Below are 16,973 nucleotides of genomic sequence, written 5' to 3' on the forward strand. Positions count from 1 at the left end.
GTTTGATGTCGTTCCCGTCAGCCGCGCAGCGTGAAAGCTTCTTCGGCGAGGCGCTCGACGATCTCGCGCAGCGCCTTCTTCGATGGACCGGCGGCCGCCACCTGCCGCGACACGTTGGGCAACGTACGCTTGGCCGCCGCTCGCCCGAAGCGCAACCGGAGGTCGGCCATGGTGGCACCCTGCGCGCCGATACCCGGAGCGAGGATCAGCGAGGTCGGCAGACGCTCCAGCACCTCGTCGGCATCGTCGAGCGTCGCCCCGACCACTGCGCCGCAGGGACCATTGCCCGTCTTGCCAAGCGCATCCCGATTGAAGGCGGTGAGATCGTCGGCCAGCGCATCGGCCACCGTGCGACCGTCATCCTGGCGGGCCGTCTGAAGCTGGAGGCCATCCGGATTCGACGAGCGCACCACGACGAAGAGACCCGCTCCGTGCTCGACGGCGCGCTTGACCACCGGGCTAAGCGCACCCGACCCCATGTAGGCGCCGAGCGTGATGGCGTCGACCGGCGTGCCGGCGTCCTCGCCGATCCAGGCGCCGGCATAGGCCTCGATGGTGTGGCCGATGTCCATCCGCTTGATGTCGGCGATCACCAGCGCATCGGCCGAGCGGGCGTGGCCGATCACCTCGGCGGCCGACTTGAGGCCCTGCCAGCCGAAGCGCTCGAAGAAGGCGATCTGCGGCTTGAACACACCGACTAGGTCGCCCACCGCCTCGACCATCTCCAGGCCGAAGACGCGCACGCCCTCGGCGCTATAGGGCAAGTCCCACGCCTTCAGCGTTTCCGGCGCCGGGTCGATGCCGACGGTGAGCGGCGAACGACGGTCGGCGACCGCCTCGAAACGATCGGCGAAGGAAATGACGGGCATGTCGGCTCTCCGGATTGGGCTTTCGGCAGGCGATATAGCGCATCGCACGGAAAAGTGGGAACCGGTTTTCCGTGAAAGCGCTGCAAGCAGACAATGACGATGCGACCGCCGCCCCTGGCGGCGACTAGACGGGCGCGCGGCGCACGTACCAACTCTTCGGCCGTGTCAGGCCCTGGAAGCCGAGTGGCGACAGCGCCGCGCCGCGTCCGGTGTCCTTGACGCCGGTCCAGGTCAGCGCCGGATCGAGATAATCGCAGCGATTGACGAAGACGGTGCCGGTTTCGAGTTCGCGGCCCATTGCCTCGGCGGCATCGAGATCCTCGGTCCACAACGAGCAGGTGAGCCCATATTTCGAGTCGTTCATCAGCCCGAGCGCCTCTGCGTCGTCCCGAACCTTCATGATGCCGACAGCCGGACCGAAGGTCTCTTCGTTCATGAAGGCCATCTGATGGTTGACGGACGTCAGCACCTGCGGCGCGATGTAGGGCGTTCCCTCGGCATCGGCCGGAAAGGACTTGGGGTCGACATGCGCGACCGCTCCGCCTCGCAACGCCGCCGCGATCTGCTCGCGCACCGTTGCCGCGCCGCGTGCACGCGCCATCGGACCCAGCGTCACGGCTGGATCGGTGGGATTGCCGAGCACGTACGTCTTCGTGAGATCGACGAGACCGGCGACGAAATCGTCGTAGACCTTCTCGTGCACATAAACGCGCTCGATCCCGCAGCAACACTGCCCCGAGTTGAAGAAGGCGCCATCGGCGACATTCTCGATGGCAAAGTCGAGCTTGGCATCGGGCCGTACATAGGCGGGGTCCTTGCCGCCGAGCTCCAGGTTGAGGGCGATGAACGTTCCCACCGCGGCCCGTTCCATCGCCACACCACCGGCGACCGAGCCGGTGAAGGCCACCATGTCGGCCTTGCGTCCGGCAATCGCCGCGGCCGTCTGGTCGTGACTGAGCACGATGTGCTGGAACACGCCCTCCGGCAGCCCCGCCGCGTCGAAGGCATCCTGAAAGCGCTCGGCCACCAGAAGCGTCTGGTCGGAGTGCTTCAGCACCACCGTGTTGCCTGCCATCAGCGCCGGCATCACCGAGTTGACGGTGGTGAGATAGGGATAGTTCCAGGGAGCCACCACGAAGACCACGCCGAGCGGCTCGCGGCTGATATAGCGATGGGCGCCATGGTCGGCGAACTCAAGGCCGCTGTCGAGCGGCGCGAGGCTTTCGGCGGCGATCTTCGCCATATGGCGTGTGCGCTGCTCGACGCCGTTGAGCTCGTAAGGCGTGAAACGGATCGGACGCCCCATCTGCCAAGTCAGCTCCTCGGCGATGCGCGGCCGCATGGCCAGCATGGCGTCGAGCGCCTTCAGGCAGTATTCGATGCGCGCCTCGAGCGGCAGCCTTGCCCATCCCCTCTGGGCATCGCGAGCAAGCCTGAACACGCGGTTCATCTCGGTTTCCGTGGCGATCGGCCGCTCGGCATAAACCGAACCGTCCACGGGCGAGACGAGCGTCATGACGTCGGACATGAGAAGCGCTCCATTGGTTCCGGGCCGGCGAAGAGGGAATGGCCCCAGGATCGCCTATCTCTGCATGCCCGCGCCCGGCAATCAAGGGACAGCCTCAATACGCAACGGGGCGCCGATGAGGGCGCCCCGTCGTCTTGATTGCGTCTTGAAAGCTCACTCCGCCGGAGCCGGTTCCTCGGCGATGGCGCCGCCGGCATGAGCGATGGCGAACTCCTCTTCCGGCGACAGGATCAGCTTGTGGCGGCCAATGATCGCGAAATAGGCGATCGCCACCGCAAACCACACGGCCACCCATAGCACGCCCTTGGAGAAGTTGGGGTCCTGCACCTGATAGTAGAGGGTGACCACGGCGATGATGATCGTCAGCACGGCGCCGGGAATGCCGAGCGGGCTCTTGTAGGGACGCTCGATGTCCGGCTGGTTGATCCTGAGCATGATGAAGGAGATCGCCTGCATGATGTAGGAGAACATGGCGCCGAACACCGCCATGTTGAGCAGCACCGAGCCGATGGCAGCGCCACCCTCGGCGGCGCCGAGCGCGAACCAGATCACCATCATCACCAGAAGGCCGGCGATGGAGCCGGTGACCATGGCGACGTGCGGCGTCTTGTACTTGCCGTGCGTGAGCGACAGGGCGGTCGGGAAATAGCCGGCGCGCGACAGCGAGTAGACCTGCCGGCCCTGCGCATAGAGGATGGTGTGGAAGGAGGCGATCAGGCCGGTCAGCGCCACGATGCCGAGCAGCACGACCCCGCCGTCGCCATAGACCGCACGGAAGCCGTCGAGCAGCGGCTCGAGCGAGGAGCCGAGGTGGAACGCGCCGACGCCGGCAACCGCAGGGTTGAGCAGCACGATCATGAAGGCCGAGAGAATGAGCGTCGAGATGCCGAGGATGATGCCCTTGGGCATGTCGCGCTTGGGATCGACCGATTCTTCGGCGGCCAGCGGCAGTTGCTCGATGGCCAGAAACAGCCAGACGGCGAAGGGCAGCGTGGCGAGAACGCCGGAGAAGCCGAATGGGAACCACTCGCCGCCGCCCTCGGGCAGTTCAATGGCCGCGCCATCCGGGCCGACGCCGATGTTGAGCGCCCAGCGCGAGAAGTCCATGTTGGGGATGGCGCTCACCCAGAAGAACACCAGGACGGCCAGCGACAGCACCGTCACCACCAGCGTCACCTTGAACGACAGTTCGAGCCCGAACACGTTCAGCCCCAGGAAGATCGCATAGAAAACGATCCAGACGAACGGCGAATAGGCAGCGTCGAGGCCAAGGATGGAGTTCACGTAGGCAGTGATGAAGGTGACGATCACAGCCGGCGTGATGACATACTCGACGTTCTCGCAAAGGCCGGTGATGAACCCGCCCCATGGCCCCATGGCCGTGCGGGCGAAGGAATAGGCGGCGCCGGTGTGCGGCAGGGCCGGACTCATCTCGGCGATCGAGAAGGTCAGGCCGAGATACATGACGGCGATGATGGCGCCGGCGGCCAGCATGCCGCCCCAGCCGCCGGTGGAAAATCCGAAGTTCCAGCCCGAAAAATGGCCGGAAATCACCGCGCCGACGCCTAGCGCCCAGAGCGACCAGATGCCAGCATAGCGCGACAGGTGTCGCTGTTCGAAATAGCTCGCGTCAGCCTTCTTGTAGCTGACGCTTCCTTCTGACGTGGACATTGAGTTCCCCTTTTCTTTTTAGTGGCCCCACGCGCGGCACGACCTCAAGGCCGGCGCCCGTTCCCCACCGAAGCGGGTCCCTGCGAACGGCAAGCGCGGAAGCCGAGGGTCTCTTTGCAAGGATCATGCTACTTTTGGCCAATAGCCGGTCGGTCTCCGCTTGCGCAAGAGCCGCTTGGCGGCTAGCCGAATGCCAGGGAGAACCGAAGGAGCAGCCCATGGCACCGATCATCTTCGTCCTGGGCGGCGCCCGATCCGGCAAGAGCCGCTTCGCCGAACAGCGCACGCGCGCTTTCGCGGCGAAAGAGAACATCTATGTCGCCACCGCCGAGTGCCGCGATGACGAGATGGAAAAGCGGATAGCCCTTCACCGAGAGCGGCGAGGCTCTGACTGGCGGACCATCGAGGCTCCACACCAGCTATCCGAGGCCCTGTCCTTGGAAGCGCGGAATGACCGGGCAATCCTCGTCGACTGCCTGACGCTCTGGCTGACCAATCGATTGCTCGCCGACGCCGATCTTCAGGCCGAGAGCGACGGCCTTGCCGCCGCACTCCAGGCTGTCTCCGGACCCGTCGTCCTGGTATCGAACGAGGTTGGGCTGTCCATCGTCCCCGAGAACGCGCTCGCCCGTCGCTTTCGCGACGAAGCGGGCCGGCTCAATCAAGCAATCGCCGCCATTGCCGACGAAGCCTGGTTCGTCGCAGCCGGCCTGCCTCTCAGGCTCAAGTGACGCGAACGGCTGGTCGGTCGATCACCAAATGCCATCAGACCAACGAGTCGATTTGCTCGCTGGCGAGTGTGATGTAAGTTTAATCAATATTAACTATGACGAGGATGCAAAGGCCTAGGGAGTCATGGCCAAGATGCATGATTTTGGCACATCGGGGACGATTTCCATATGGCATGCGGCTTGCGAACGGCTTTTCGGTAGCCTGCGCGGAGCCTGAGCTTTGCGCCGGTTGCATGGGCTTCCCACTTCTCACGCAGGCAACTCGGCTTGCGAGCTTAGGGGAAATCCACTAGCGTGGTAAATGTTTTGTTACCTCGGAGTGATCGTTGCGGCGGTTTGAGCCGGACGGTTTCCGAATTTTTTCGAAGTTCATTTTTTGGTTTGGGGGATGTAATGCGCCTAACGGACCTTACCCAGGATTTTTCCAAGGGCGGTGCCGAGAGTTCGTCGGGATTGCGCGAACTGACGCCGGCCGAGGGCGGATCTTCAGCCCGCTTTTCGACTTCCAGCAATACACGCGTCGCAACGACTTCGGCTTTTTCGACCGGTCGGATGATGGCGGTGGCTTCCTTTGGCGGAGCCAACCTCGATCAAGAAGAAGGTGACACTCAAGTCAACTGGCGGCCCGCTCATCTCGTAGCCAAGCGGCTGGTCGACATCGTAGGAGCCACGTTCGGACTGCTGCTGCTGTCTCCGCTTCTGATCGCCGTCGCCGCGATCATCAAACTTACCAGCTCGGGGCCGGTGTTCTTCCGCCAGGAAAGGACCGGGCTTGGCAACAAGCCTTTCGAGATCCTAAAGTTCCGGTCGATGTACACCGATCGTTGCGATCTTTCAGGCGTAGCCCAGACGGTTGCCGACGACCCCCGCGTAACACCGATCGGGCGTATTATTCGCAGGACCAACATTGATGAGCTGCCTCAGTTGATCAACGTCCTGTTGGGCGACATGTCACTGGTCGGCCCTCGGCCGCACGTTCCTGGCATGCTGGCCGCCGGCGTCCGCTATGAGGAGCTCGTGATCGGCTATGAGCGCCGCCATGCCATGCGCCCTGGCATCACCGGACTCGCGCAGGCCAGCGGCCTCCGCGGACCAACCATCGAGGTGGAGCCGTCGGTGATGCGCGTCCTGCGCGATATTGAGTACATTCGCAACTTTTCGATCTGGCTCGACATCCGCATCATCCTCCGCACGCTGATCAACGAGATCCTGCGCGGCAAGGGATTCTAGCCACTTCATCGACAGAACTACGCCCCGCCAGTTTTCGACAGCGAGGCGTAGAAATCGGAACGTGACAGTCGGGTCGGCACGCTTTTACAGGCGCACCCACATGCGCGGGTTGGTCGGCGACTGCATCGCTATGAACCGATAACCGGTGGCGCTCCAAGGCTTGACCAGGGAGTTGAGGTTATCCAACACGAAATCGCCGCGGTCGGTTCGCACCATCAGCACCGCGTGCGACTCGCCCCGCCTTGTCACGACAGTCGTCATCAACAGAGACGAACTCGGGAACCCCTTGCGCAGCAGAGCAGCACGCTTTGTGAGTGCATAGTCCTCGCAGTCGCCAGACGATCCGCCGATTTTCCACACATCGGCTGTCCCGGACTCTGCTTTTGGCCGCATCGCACCGTTGATTTGGCGATTGACGCGGTCGATGAGCTTGAGCGTATCTACGGTCAGCCGCACATTGCCTGATGATGCCCCGACATTCCGCGCTTTCTGAACCTTGCAAGCGGAAGGAATGGTGGCGCACATCACATAGAAGCCGGACGGACCAAGAGTCGGCCCCTTGGCGTTGACCTTTCCGGCGACGGGCAAATCCAGGCTTTGCTTGGGAACGTTCAAGAAGCCGGCCGACGCCACCTGAGGCAGGGTTGCCACGACAGCGGACAGCACCAGTGTTCGGATCAACTTGTTCATGTCAACAAACCCCGCCAAGTCTTAAGTGGGGCAAGTTGACCATATTTCTTTTGAAATTCTGTTAGCCAGCATGGACAACAACTTCATCACATCAAGCAGAGAATTTAGAGCAAATACAATTCAAATTTTAAGTAAATTGACGCCACCGTCATTAACCACATCACCAAGTCCGAACGAGCCAGAAGCTCGAAGGGCGGCAAGACGCTCAAGTGCTCGGACACTGAGCGAGCGAAAGAAAAATCGCGGAATTCCCGGACTGCCGGCACATGATCGGACCTGGAACAAAGCAAGGGAACAGGATCAGGAAAAACACGCAAGAGACAGAAGACTCCCCTTGCACGGGATCAAGTACTTAATGTAAACTATCTGAAAATGTGGCGGCAGGTGGAGCCAGGCGCTCCAATTTAATGCAACGCTTTTAGGAGATAATCGATATGAGCAGACTTTTCCTTTCCGCCTCGCTCGGCGTCGCGATGGCATTGTCGTCGGTTGCAAGCGGCTTCGCCGCGACTACGGCGACCGGCCTTATCAGCGAGCTTCAGGGTACCGGCGTCAACACCGCTCTGGTGACCGCGGCTCAAAGTTCCTGCTCCTCCGGAAGCTCTTCCCAGTGCATTCAGGCACTTCAGACCCTTTTGAGGGCCCTGCCCGCCAACCTTCCCCCCGCTGTGGTGGCTCAGGTGACCGAGTATGTGACGACGACCGCCGGTAGCCGCGCCGACGTCGTGGCGAGCCCCCAGCTGGTCAGCCTCAACAACACGCTCGACTCACTCGGTGCGTCTCAGGTCACGGGCTCTGTGACTCCCGATGACGGCGCTGCGAGCCCCGGCGGCTGATTGAGTTTGCCGCTGCGAGAACAGGGCATGCATGCCATCTCGAAAACCGTGGTTCTCGAAATACAGAGCCACGGTTTTTTTGTATCGGCCTGTTGGGTTTGGGCTAGCGCTGAGTTTACGCTGGCAAGAGGTCCCCATCATGCAGGGGCGAGCCTTGTTCGTGTGGGACTAGATTTCGCGTACCTCTCGCGCGACAGCGCCGCATTTCGCTCGGCATAGCTTGGTCGGCGGCGCGATTTCGGTCATAGTGATCGCGCGTGAGTAGATTCAAGGAAGTTTTCTCCAAATGGATTCATCCGAGTTCGATGTTCGCAACGCAATTGGTCTCGTTCGACGCCAGATTTGGCTCATTCTTTCAACTGTTCTGATTATTGTCGGCTTGGCAGCCGTCTATGTTTTCCTGCAGACACCGACTTATACCGCGTCGACGCTGATCCTGGTCGATCCGCGGGCGAAGAACGCCCTCGACCCGGAAAGCCAGATGTCGCTTCTGCCCACGGACAATGCGCGGGTTGAAAGCGAAGTCGAGATTCTGAAATCGCCGTCGACCCAGATCGAGGCGATTTCTCGTCTGGACCTTATCAAGGACCCGGAGTTCGGCGTCAAGCTGAGTACCGCCGATCGCTTGATGGTCTTCTTCAAGCTCAAGACGATGGAGAACCTGCTGGCCGATACCGATGCCCAGCTGCGAGCGGTCCTGACCCGCTTCTCCGAGAATATCACCATCGCCCGGCGTGGCCTGACCTACGTCATCAGCGTCTCGGCCACCTCGGCAGACCCGGCCAAGGCGGCGCTGATCGCCAACACGCTGTCATCGACCTATATTGACGCCCAGGTCGACGCCAAGATCTCCAACGCCCTCAGCGTACGCGACGCGCTCAACCGCCGTCTCGCCCAGGCCTCTACGACCATCAACCAGACCGAGAACCGCATCGACGCTTTCGTCAACGAGAACATAGAGAAGGTCTCGAACGAAAGCACCCGCGCCGATATCTCCGCCATGCGCTCCAGCCTTGAGTCTCTCAAGGCCGAGAGCATATCGGCGCAGTCACTGCGGGCAAGCGTCGCTACCCTCGCCGCCAACAAGGATTGGGATGGTATCGCCGCCCAACTGCGATCGGACACGGTCAGCCAGATCAAGGCCGAGCGCGATAAGGTTCTTGCCGACATCGGCAATGTCGCGGCAGGCTCGACGCGGGAGAGCAACCTGCGCGCCAGCCTCGACAAGCTCGATAAGCGTTTGGCCGACCAAGTGAATGTCGAACTCGGCACACTCTCCGATCGCGTAAAGACAACACAGCAGGAGCAAGACCGGTTGCGGTCCTCGATCCGCGACACCGTCTTGTCCAGCAACCTCTCCAACGACGTCATGGTCAAGATCTACGAGCTCCAGCAGGAGTCGTCGGTCGCCAAGACGCTTTATCAGGATCTGTTGCAACGCCTGCGCGGCGTGGAAACGCAGGCCGACCTTCAGCTCGCCGACAGCCGCATCGTGTCCTCGGCTCTCCCCCCCGATGAGCCCAGCGCGCCGAAGACCAAGTTGATCCTGACCCTGGCGCTCGTTGCCGGCCTGGGTCTGGGCCTGGGATTGGCCTTCCTCAACGAGAACTTTATCGGTGGGTTCACGTCCGACCAGCAGTTCGAGGCGGTGCTCGGCGTGCCGGTCATCTCCTCCATTCCGCTGCTGTCGCGGGCCGGACGCTCGATCACCGAGAGATCGCAGGTGGCAAGCGAGCTTCTCGACCATCCACTGACCGCCTACAGCGAGTCGATCCGGCGGATCAGGCTCGGTCTTGAGAACATGCTGAGGCGCAAACTGCAGGACAAGGCCCGCGAGGGTGGGCTTATCATCATGGTCGGCTCGGCCATACCGGGTGAAGGCAAGACCACCACGGCCATTGCCATTGCCCGCGCCTTTGCAATGTCAGGCAAGCGCGTCCTGCTCGTCGACTGTGATCTGCGGCGGCCATCCGTTGCCCCGTCCCTGGAGTTGACGCCTGAAAACGGCCTTGCCGATTATCTGACGCTATCGCTCGACTCCCAGTCGATCCGCCAGTTCGTCACCAAGGACAAGGTTCCGGGCCTCGATATGATCGTGGGAAAGAACAGCCACCGGACGTCGACCGACAGCCTTATCGAAACGGCCCAGTTCAACCTTCTGATGGAGCTCGCCAAGGAGAGGTTCGAGATCATCGTACTGGACACACCGCCGATCCTGCCGGTTGTCGATGCCCAATACCTTGCGACCCGCGCCGACATCGTCACGCTGGTCGTTCACTGGGCTTCGACCTCCCAACGCGACGTCCGCTCGGCGATCAACGACCTCAGGACCACAGCCGGCGAGGACCTGCCGATCGCAGCCGTGCTGTCCAAGGCCGAGCTCGGCGTTGGCTCCTATCGCAACAAGTACAACAGCTACTATTATTACGCGCCGGAAAGCTGACCCCGGTCAGCACCGTGTTTCGTGTCCAAGACACATGAAGCGGACGCCCCCGGGCGTTCGCTTTCCATGTTTGGCAGGCCATTTTTCCGAACGCCACGGACACCTCTCCTTCATTGACCTCCGGAACAACCCAGACTAGAGCTGATCATCCTCACGCTTGACGGAGCTGCCGGTGAAGCTTTTTCTGCCCTTGCTCGTCGCGTGTTCCATCGTCTCCTCGCCCCTACTGGCCGACGAGTCGTCGAACGCCGAAGGTCGCCCAGTCGCCATTCGCGTAACCACCGCCAAGCTGGAACCGTATGCCGAAACGTTGATTCTGACCGGCGAGATCCGCGCACGCGCGTCATCTCAGCTCTCGTTCCGCGTCTCCGGGCGGATTGCCGAACGCTTTGTCGGCGTTGGCGATCACGTGAAGGCTGGTGACCTCCTCGCACGCCTGGACCCCAGCCAGCAGCAAGCCGACGTCGCCAACGCCGAGGCGGCGCTGGCCGCTGCCGAAGCGGGAGCCCGTCAGGCCGCCTCGGCCTTCGACCGCCAGAAGTCCCTGCTCGACAAGGGGTTTACCACGCAGTCGGCATTCGATGCCGCCATGAAGGCAGTGCGAACGACCGCTGGCACGGTCGAGTCCGCGCAGGCGGCTCTCGATATTGCCCGCGCCAATCTCGCCTACACAGAACTTCGTGCCGACACCGACGGCGCCGTCACTGCCCGGACCGCCGACGCCGGCGAGATTGCCGCCGCCGCTCGACCGATTTTCGTTATCGCCGACGACGGCCCGCGCGATGCCGTCTTCGATGTCTACGAGCAGCTGTTCCTGTCGATCAACGAACTGCCGGACATCACGGTCGGTCTCGTCAAGGACCCCTCCGTCACGGTGTCGGGCAAGGTGCGGGAGATTTCGCCGACCGTCGAGACGCGAACGGGCACCGTGCGCGTCAAGGTCGGCATCGGTACACCGCCGGCAGCCATGAGTCTCGGTGCTCCGGTTACCGGCCGCATCGAAGGGCGAAAGATCCTGGCGGTGCTTCTCCCGGCCAGCGCCTTGGCTGAGAAAGACGGGGCCGCGGCGGTTTGGGTCGTCGCCAGCGACGGCGCGAGCGCCGAGCTGCGCCCGATCGGCATCTCGGCCTACACGACCAAGGGCATAGTGGTCGAAACCGGCATCGCCGATGGAGACCGAGTCGTCATCGAAGGCGGCAAGCTGCTTCGGCCCGGCGCCAAAGTGGAGATCGTCGGGGAGAAAGCGCCATGACCCGCGGCTGGTTCCTCGCCGTTTTCGCTTGTTTGGCACTTTCCGCTTGTCAGGAGGAGACGGCGCCTCCACCGCCCGTGCGGCCCATTCTATCGGCCAGAGTGGCGGTCGCTACCGCCGGTCAGCAGTCCTTCGTCGGAACGGTCGAAGCGCGCGACAAGGTCGATCTGGGCTTCCAGGTGCTCGGCCGGCTGCTGACGAGGACCGTCGACGTCGGCGACACGGTCCGTTCCGGCGAGGTCATCGCCACCATCGACGCCACCACGCTCGATCTCTCCGTCCGATCAGCCGAGGCCGCGCTCGGCAACCGACGGGCAGAACGCGAAAATGCGGCCATGACCGTTGCCCGCGTCGAGGCACTTCGAGACAGCGGAACCGTGGCGGAAGCCAGCCTGGAAGATGCCCGAGCGGCCTTTGACGCCGCGGACGCCGCCGTTCGCCAAGCGGAGGCAAATCTCGCCAAGGCACGAGACGCCCTGGGCTATGCCGAGCTCAGAGCTGGTTTTGCCGGCGTCGTCACCGCGACAGGCGCCGAGCCCGGCCAAACGGTGGCGGCCGGCGAAAGCATCGTCACCATCGCCAAGCCCGACCCCCGCGACGCCGTCATCGACGTGCCCGACTGGCTGGTGGGCACCCTCTCCCCAGCCGCCCCTTTCGTTGTCGCGCCACAGATCGCCCCCGACCAGGCAATCGTCGGTCAGCTCAGGGAAATCGCACCGGACGCCGACCCCCTTACCCGCACCCGCCGTCTCAAGATCGCCCTGTCGGAGCCCCCCAGCCTGTTCCGCCTCGGCTCCACCGTCGAGGTTCGGGCCGACCAGCGGGCTAGCCAGACCATCACCCTCCCTGAGACGGCCGTGTTTACTCATGACGGCGAGGCCTTTGTCTGGGTCGTCTCGGTCGACGAAGCAAGCCGCGATGCGCGGCGCGAAGGCACCGTCGCCCAGAGACAAGTGACCACCGCACCAGCCGACCAAGGACACCTCCGCATCGTCTCAGGGCTTTCGGCCGGCGAACGGGTTGCGATCGCGGGCGTTCATAGCCTCCAGGACGGTCAGAAGGTCATCGTGCCGGCGAACGGCGCAGGGGGCACCGAGGGAGACGCACTGTGAAGAGGTTCAATCTCTCGGACTGGTCGCTCGATCACAAGTCCCTCGTCTGGTACTTCATGATCGTCTTCACGCTGTTCGGCGTGTTCTCCTACATCAATCTCGGCCGGGAGGAGGATCCCTCCTTCACCATCAAGACCATGGTCGTGCAGGCTTATTGGCCCGGCGCCTCGGTCACCGAGATGACCCAACAGGTCACCGATCGCATCGAGAAGAAGCTGCAGGAGCTGCCGAACCTCGATTTCACGCGCAACCTGACACGCCCCGGCGTCACCACGGTCTTCGTCAATCTGCGCAATGACACCAAGGCGGCCGACGTCGACGGCACCTGGGTGCGGGTGCGCAATCTCGTCTCCGACATTCGCGCCGAGCTGCCGGACGGCGTGGTCGGCCCCTTCTTCAACGACGACTTCGGCGACGTCTACGGTAACATCTACGCTCTCACCGCCGACGGCTTCACGCCGCGCCAGTTGCGCGATTATGCAGAGGCCATTCGAACCCGCATCCTGTCCGTCGAGAACGTCGGCAAGGTCGACATCGTCGGCGCCGAGGACGAGGTGATCTACCTCGAGTTCTCGCCGCGCCAACTCGCCGCCTATGGTGTCGACGAGAAGGCGGTGCTGCAGACCCTCGCCGAACAGAACGCCGTCAATCCCTCCGGCACCATCGAAACCGGCTCCGAGCGCGTATCCGTGCGGGTATCGGGCGAGTTCCGGTCCGAAAAGAGCATCGAGGCGGTCAACCTCCGCGTCAACGGCCGGTTCTTCCGCTTGTCCGACGTGGCAAAGATCACGCGAGGCTATGCTGACCCGCCGGCGGAACTGTTCCGCTACAACGGCGAGCCGGCCATAGGCATCGCCATAGGCATGCGGGCAGGCGCCAACCTTCTGAAGTTTGGCGATGCGCTTCGGGCCGAGATGACGAAGATCGAGGCGGAACTGCCGATCGGCATCACCGTGCACCAGGTTGCCGACCAGCCCAAGCTTGTTGAGAAGGCCGTGTCCGGCTTCACACAGGCGCTGTTCGAGGCGGTCGCCATCGTTCTTTTGGTCAGTTTCGTCAGTCTCGGCCTCCGAGCCGGCGTGGTGGTGGCCTTGTCCATCCCCCTGGTGCTCGCCATTACCTTCATGGTGATGGAAGCGTCGGCCATCTCGCTGCAACGCGTGTCGCTCGGCGCACTGATCATCGCCCTCGGCCTTTTGGTCGATGACGCGATGATCGCCGTCGAGATGATGGTCGCGCGACTCGAAAAGGGCGATTCTCTCAGGAAGGCGGCCACCGCCGTCTACACCTCCACCGCCTTTCCGATGCTGACCGGCACGCTGGTCACGGTGGCCGGCTTCATTCCCGTCGGCCTCAACTCGTCGATGGCCGGCGAATTTACCTTCACCATGTTCGTCGTCATCGCCGTGTCGCTTCTCGTTTCCTGGATCGTGGCCGTCGTGTTCACGCCGCTGATCGGCGTCACGGTGCTGCCGGCGAAGCTGAAGCACCAGAAACCTGAGAAAACCCGCTTTACAAGAGGGTTCGAGCGCCTGCTCGTTCTCGGTCTCCGCAACCGCCTCATCGTCATCGGCCTGACCCTCCTTGCCTTCGGGGCCTCGCTCTATGGCCTCACCCACGTCCAGCAGCAGTTCTTCCCCGACAGCGACCGCTCCGAGCTGATCGTCGATTTCACGTTGCCTCAGAACGCCGCCATCGAAGAGACGGGGCGGGTGATCTCCCGCTTCGAGCAGGACATGCTGGCCGGCAAGGACGGCGTCGATCACTGGTCGTCCTATATCGGTCGCGGCGCAGTGCGCTTCCTGCTGACCTTCGACCAGGAACCCGCCGCCCCCTACTTTGGCCAGATCGTCGTCGTCACGCGCGACGAGGAGACGCGCAATCGCCTCAAGTCGGAGTTTTCCAACTATCTCCACCGCACGTTCCCCGGCGTCGACAGCTTCGTCCGTCTCCTGGAAATCGGGCCGCCGGTCGGGCGACCCGTCGCCTACCGCCTTTCGGGCCCGGACATCGGGAGCGTGCGGGAGGCAGCCGGCCGGCTCGCCGCGATTGTCGCGACCAATCCTCACGTCAGCAATGTCGCGGCCGACTGGGGCGAGCCCGGACGGGTCGTCAAGGTCGACGTCATGCAGGACAAGGCGCGCCTGCTCGGCGTTTCCTCGCAGGATATCTCCAACGCGCTCTACAGCATCATCGGCGGCGCGACCGTCACCAAGATCCGCGACGACATCTACCAGATCGACGTCATCGGACGCGCCGTCCCCGAAGAGCGCAACTCCATCGAGACCCTCAAGAACCTCCAGCTCGCCACGCAGACTGGATCGAGCGTGCCGCTCGCCGCCGTCGCCAACCTGCATTATGAGCTTGAGCAGCCGGTGGTCTGGAGTCGCAACCGCCTGCCAACCGTCACCGTCAAGGCGGCGCGAGCCGACGCAACCCAGGCAGACACCATCGTCGATCAGCTACGGCCTGATATCGACGCCTTCGCCGCCACTCTGCCAGCCGGCTACAAGGTGGTAACCGCCGGCTCGGCCGAAGAGTCGCAGAAAGCGATGGCGCCGATCGTCGACGTCGTACCGTTGATGGCCTTCATCATGCTCACGGTGCTGATGATCCAGCTCCAGAGCTTCAGTCGCCTGGTGCTGGTGGTGGCGGTTGCTCCGCTGGCGCTGATCGGCGTTGTGGCAGCGCTTCTGCCGACGGGTGCTCCACTCGGCTTCGTCGCCATCCTCGGCGTGCTGGCGCTGATCGGCATCCTCATCCGGAACTCCGTGATCCTGGTCGACCAGATCGAGCGGTTGCGGGCCGAAGGCATGCCGGCATGGAACGCCGTGATCGAAGCGACCGGCCATCGCTTCCGGCCCATCGTACTGACGGCGCTGGCCGCCAGCCTCGGCCTCATTCCGATCGCCAACGAGGTGTTCTGGCAACCGATGGCCTTCGCCATGATGGGCGGCATCATCGTCGGCACGGCGTTGACGCTGATCTTTCTGCCGGCTCTCTATGTCACCTGGTTCCGCATCCGGGAGGAGAAGGTTGAGGAACCGGCGGAAACTCCAGCGACCTGACTTCAGATCGAAAGCGTCGGACGGAAGGCATCGCGGATCGCCTCGATCGCTGCTATGCGGCGAATTTCCGCCTCTACGAAGGCATCGTCCCTGAGACGCGCCGGACGCTCGATGGAGAGGCGGGCGACGATCCGGCCTGGCCGGCCCGACAGAACAATGGCCTCGTCGGCCAGCCGGACCGCCTCTGACAGGTCGTGCGTCACCAGCACGATCGTCACGCCGCGCTCCTGGGCATCCAGGCGGACGAGTTGCTGCATCTCGCGCGACAGGCCGACGTCGAGCGCCGAAAAGGCTTCGTCGAGCAGCAGCAGGTCGGGCTCGACGGCGAGGGCGCGCGCCAGCGACACCCGTTTCTTCATGCCGCCGGACAGCTGATGCGGATAGAGCCCGGCATCGCCGTGGCCGAGGCCCACCTTGACCAACATCGATCGTGCCCGAGAGAGCCGGTCGGCGCGGACCAGACGCGTTCCGGCAAGGCCGAAGGCAACGTTGCCGCGCGCCGTCCGCCAGGGCAACAGGAGCGGGTCCTGGAAGACGAAGGCAGGACGCTCGAACGGGCGCTCGACACGACCGGCGTCGGGGGCCAGAAGACCGCCCAGGATATGAAGCAGCGTCGTCTTGCCGCCCCCAGACGGACCGAGAATGGCAAGGACACTCCCCCTCGGCACCCGAATCTCGATGTCGTCGAGCACCCTCACGCCGGCAAAGCCGTGCCCGACGCCACTTGCCGAGAGAGCGTCCTCCTGGCTCATGCCACCTCTCCCGGCAGCCCACGCCGCCACGTCTCGAAATACCGGCGGACCGGCTCGATGACGAGGCGATCGACGACGAGCAGCAGGGCCACCACCACGATCACCCAGGCCATGGTCTTGGCGGTATCGACTTCGGCGCGAGCCGCCGCCAGGCCGTCCCCGATGCCACCGGCGCCCGACAACAGCTCAGCCATCACCGCCACCTTCCAGCTCATGGCGAGCGCCGTGCCGAGAGCCGGCAACAGATAGGAAAGCACATGCGGCAGATAGACGTCGGCGATCATCGCCCCTAACGGCACGCGAAAGGCACGAGCCATGGTGCGAAGCCCGCCGTCAACCGTGCGGGCGCCTTGCGTCGCCGCGGCGAACACCACCGGTCCCACGGCGACGGCCACCGAAAAGGTGGCGGCCAATCCCGATCCGCCGAACCAAAGAAGCGACAACACCACCCAGGCGATGGCCGGCACGCCGATCAGCATGGTGGCGATCGGTTGAAGCATGGCTCTCACCGGCATCGAACGACCGGCGATCCCACCCAGGAGCGAGCCGACCAGCGTCGCGACAAGAAAGCCCGAAAGAGCGTCCCGCGCGGTCGTGACGACGGCCGGCCACAGATCTCCACTGGCGGCAACATGCCCGAGGGCGGTTAGCGTCGACAGAGGCGACGGCAACACGAAATTGCCATAGGCGCGATGACCGATCTCCCACAGCGCCACGACGGCAGCGAGTCCCAGCGCTGCCCAGAGGCGTTCGCCACCGCCGACGTGCCCGCGCCAGAAGTTGTTCGCCAT

General features: G+C 63.5%; 13 protein-coding genes. 7 read left to right on the plus strand and 6 right to left on the minus strand.

Translation table 11 applies throughout. The features are described 5' to 3' along the window. Positions 1–17 precede the first annotated feature (17 nt). The 3 genes from pyrF to M4J40_RS02200 form a co-directional block, all read right to left on the minus strand. Complete coding sequence (gene pyrF, locus M4J40_RS02190; RefSeq protein WP_251751756.1) at positions 18–869, minus strand: orotidine-5'-phosphate decarboxylase; 852 nt, start codon at positions 867–869, stop codon at positions 18–20. A 124-nt stretch (positions 870–993) separates the two neighbouring features. Then, a complete protein-coding gene (locus M4J40_RS02195) occupies positions 994–2,397 on the minus strand; it encodes an aldehyde dehydrogenase family protein (RefSeq protein WP_251751757.1) in 1,404 nt (467 codons plus the stop codon). 153 nt (positions 2,398–2,550) lie between these two features. Further along, a complete protein-coding gene (locus tag M4J40_RS02200) occupies positions 2,551–4,068 on the minus strand; it encodes an amino acid permease (RefSeq protein WP_251751758.1) in 1,518 nt (505 codons plus the stop codon). A gap of 218 nt (positions 4,069–4,286) precedes the next feature. Between M4J40_RS02200 and cobU the strand changes: the two genes are divergently transcribed. Next, the gene (gene cobU, locus M4J40_RS02205; RefSeq protein ID WP_251751759.1) at positions 4,287–4,799 is read left to right on the plus strand and encodes a bifunctional adenosylcobinamide kinase/adenosylcobinamide-phosphate guanylyltransferase; all 513 of its coding nucleotides are present in this window, start codon (positions 4,287–4,289) and stop codon (positions 4,797–4,799) included. 552 nt (positions 4,800–5,351) lie between these two features. Then, positions 5,352–6,029, plus strand: coding sequence for a sugar transferase (locus tag M4J40_RS02210; protein ID WP_405030710.1), 678 nt, complete (start codon positions 5,352–5,354; stop codon positions 6,027–6,029). An 84-nt stretch (positions 6,030–6,113) separates the two neighbouring features. Here M4J40_RS02210 and M4J40_RS02215 read toward each other — a convergent pair whose 3' ends face one another. Then, on the minus strand, positions 6,114–6,719 hold the full coding sequence (locus M4J40_RS02215; RefSeq protein ID WP_251751763.1) for a transglutaminase-like cysteine peptidase: 606 nt from the start codon (positions 6,717–6,719) through the stop codon (positions 6,114–6,116). Positions 6,720–7,153: 434 nt separating this feature from the next. Here M4J40_RS02215 and M4J40_RS02220 point away from each other — a divergent pair, with 434 nt between their 5' ends. The 5 genes from M4J40_RS02220 to M4J40_RS02240 all read left to right on the plus strand — a co-directional run bounded on the left by M4J40_RS02220 (position 7,154) and on the right by M4J40_RS02240 (position 15,430). After that, a complete protein-coding gene (locus tag M4J40_RS02220) occupies positions 7,154–7,555 on the plus strand; it encodes a hypothetical protein (protein ID WP_251751765.1) in 402 nt (133 codons plus the stop codon). A gap of 286 nt (positions 7,556–7,841) precedes the next feature. After that, positions 7,842–9,998 (plus strand): Wzz/FepE/Etk N-terminal domain-containing protein, encoded by a 2,157-nt coding sequence (locus tag M4J40_RS02225; RefSeq protein ID WP_251751767.1) that lies wholly within the window; start codon positions 7,842–7,844, stop codon positions 9,996–9,998. A 172-nt stretch (positions 9,999–10,170) separates the two neighbouring features. Continuing rightward, on the plus strand, positions 10,171–11,250 hold the full coding sequence (locus M4J40_RS02230; protein WP_251751768.1) for an efflux RND transporter periplasmic adaptor subunit: 1,080 nt from the start codon (positions 10,171–10,173) through the stop codon (positions 11,248–11,250). Beyond that, the gene (locus tag M4J40_RS02235) at positions 11,247–12,362 is read left to right on the plus strand and encodes an efflux RND transporter periplasmic adaptor subunit (protein ID WP_251751770.1); all 1,116 of its coding nucleotides are present in this window, start codon (positions 11,247–11,249) and stop codon (positions 12,360–12,362) included. The genes M4J40_RS02230 and M4J40_RS02235 overlap by 4 nt, the downstream gene beginning before the upstream one ends. Beyond that, on the plus strand, positions 12,359–15,430 hold the full coding sequence (locus M4J40_RS02240) for an efflux RND transporter permease subunit (protein ID WP_311134055.1): 3,072 nt from the start codon (positions 12,359–12,361) through the stop codon (positions 15,428–15,430). Before M4J40_RS02235 ends, M4J40_RS02240 begins: the two co-directional genes overlap by 4 nt. Before the next feature lie 2 nt (positions 15,431–15,432). On the opposite strand, the gene M4J40_RS02245 is transcribed toward M4J40_RS02240, so the two are convergent. Next, positions 15,433–16,182 (minus strand): ABC transporter ATP-binding protein, encoded by a 750-nt coding sequence (locus M4J40_RS02245; RefSeq protein WP_251751772.1) that lies wholly within the window; start codon positions 16,180–16,182, stop codon positions 15,433–15,435. After that, positions 16,179–16,973, minus strand: a complete 795-nt coding sequence (locus M4J40_RS02250) for an ABC transporter permease (protein WP_251751773.1) — start codon at positions 16,971–16,973, stop codon at positions 16,179–16,181. Before M4J40_RS02250 ends, M4J40_RS02245 begins: the two co-directional genes overlap by 4 nt.

The organism is Pleomorphomonas sp. JP5, assembly GCF_023721815.1.
Classification (GTDB): domain Bacteria; phylum Pseudomonadota; class Alphaproteobacteria; order Rhizobiales; family Pleomorphomonadaceae; genus Pleomorphomonas.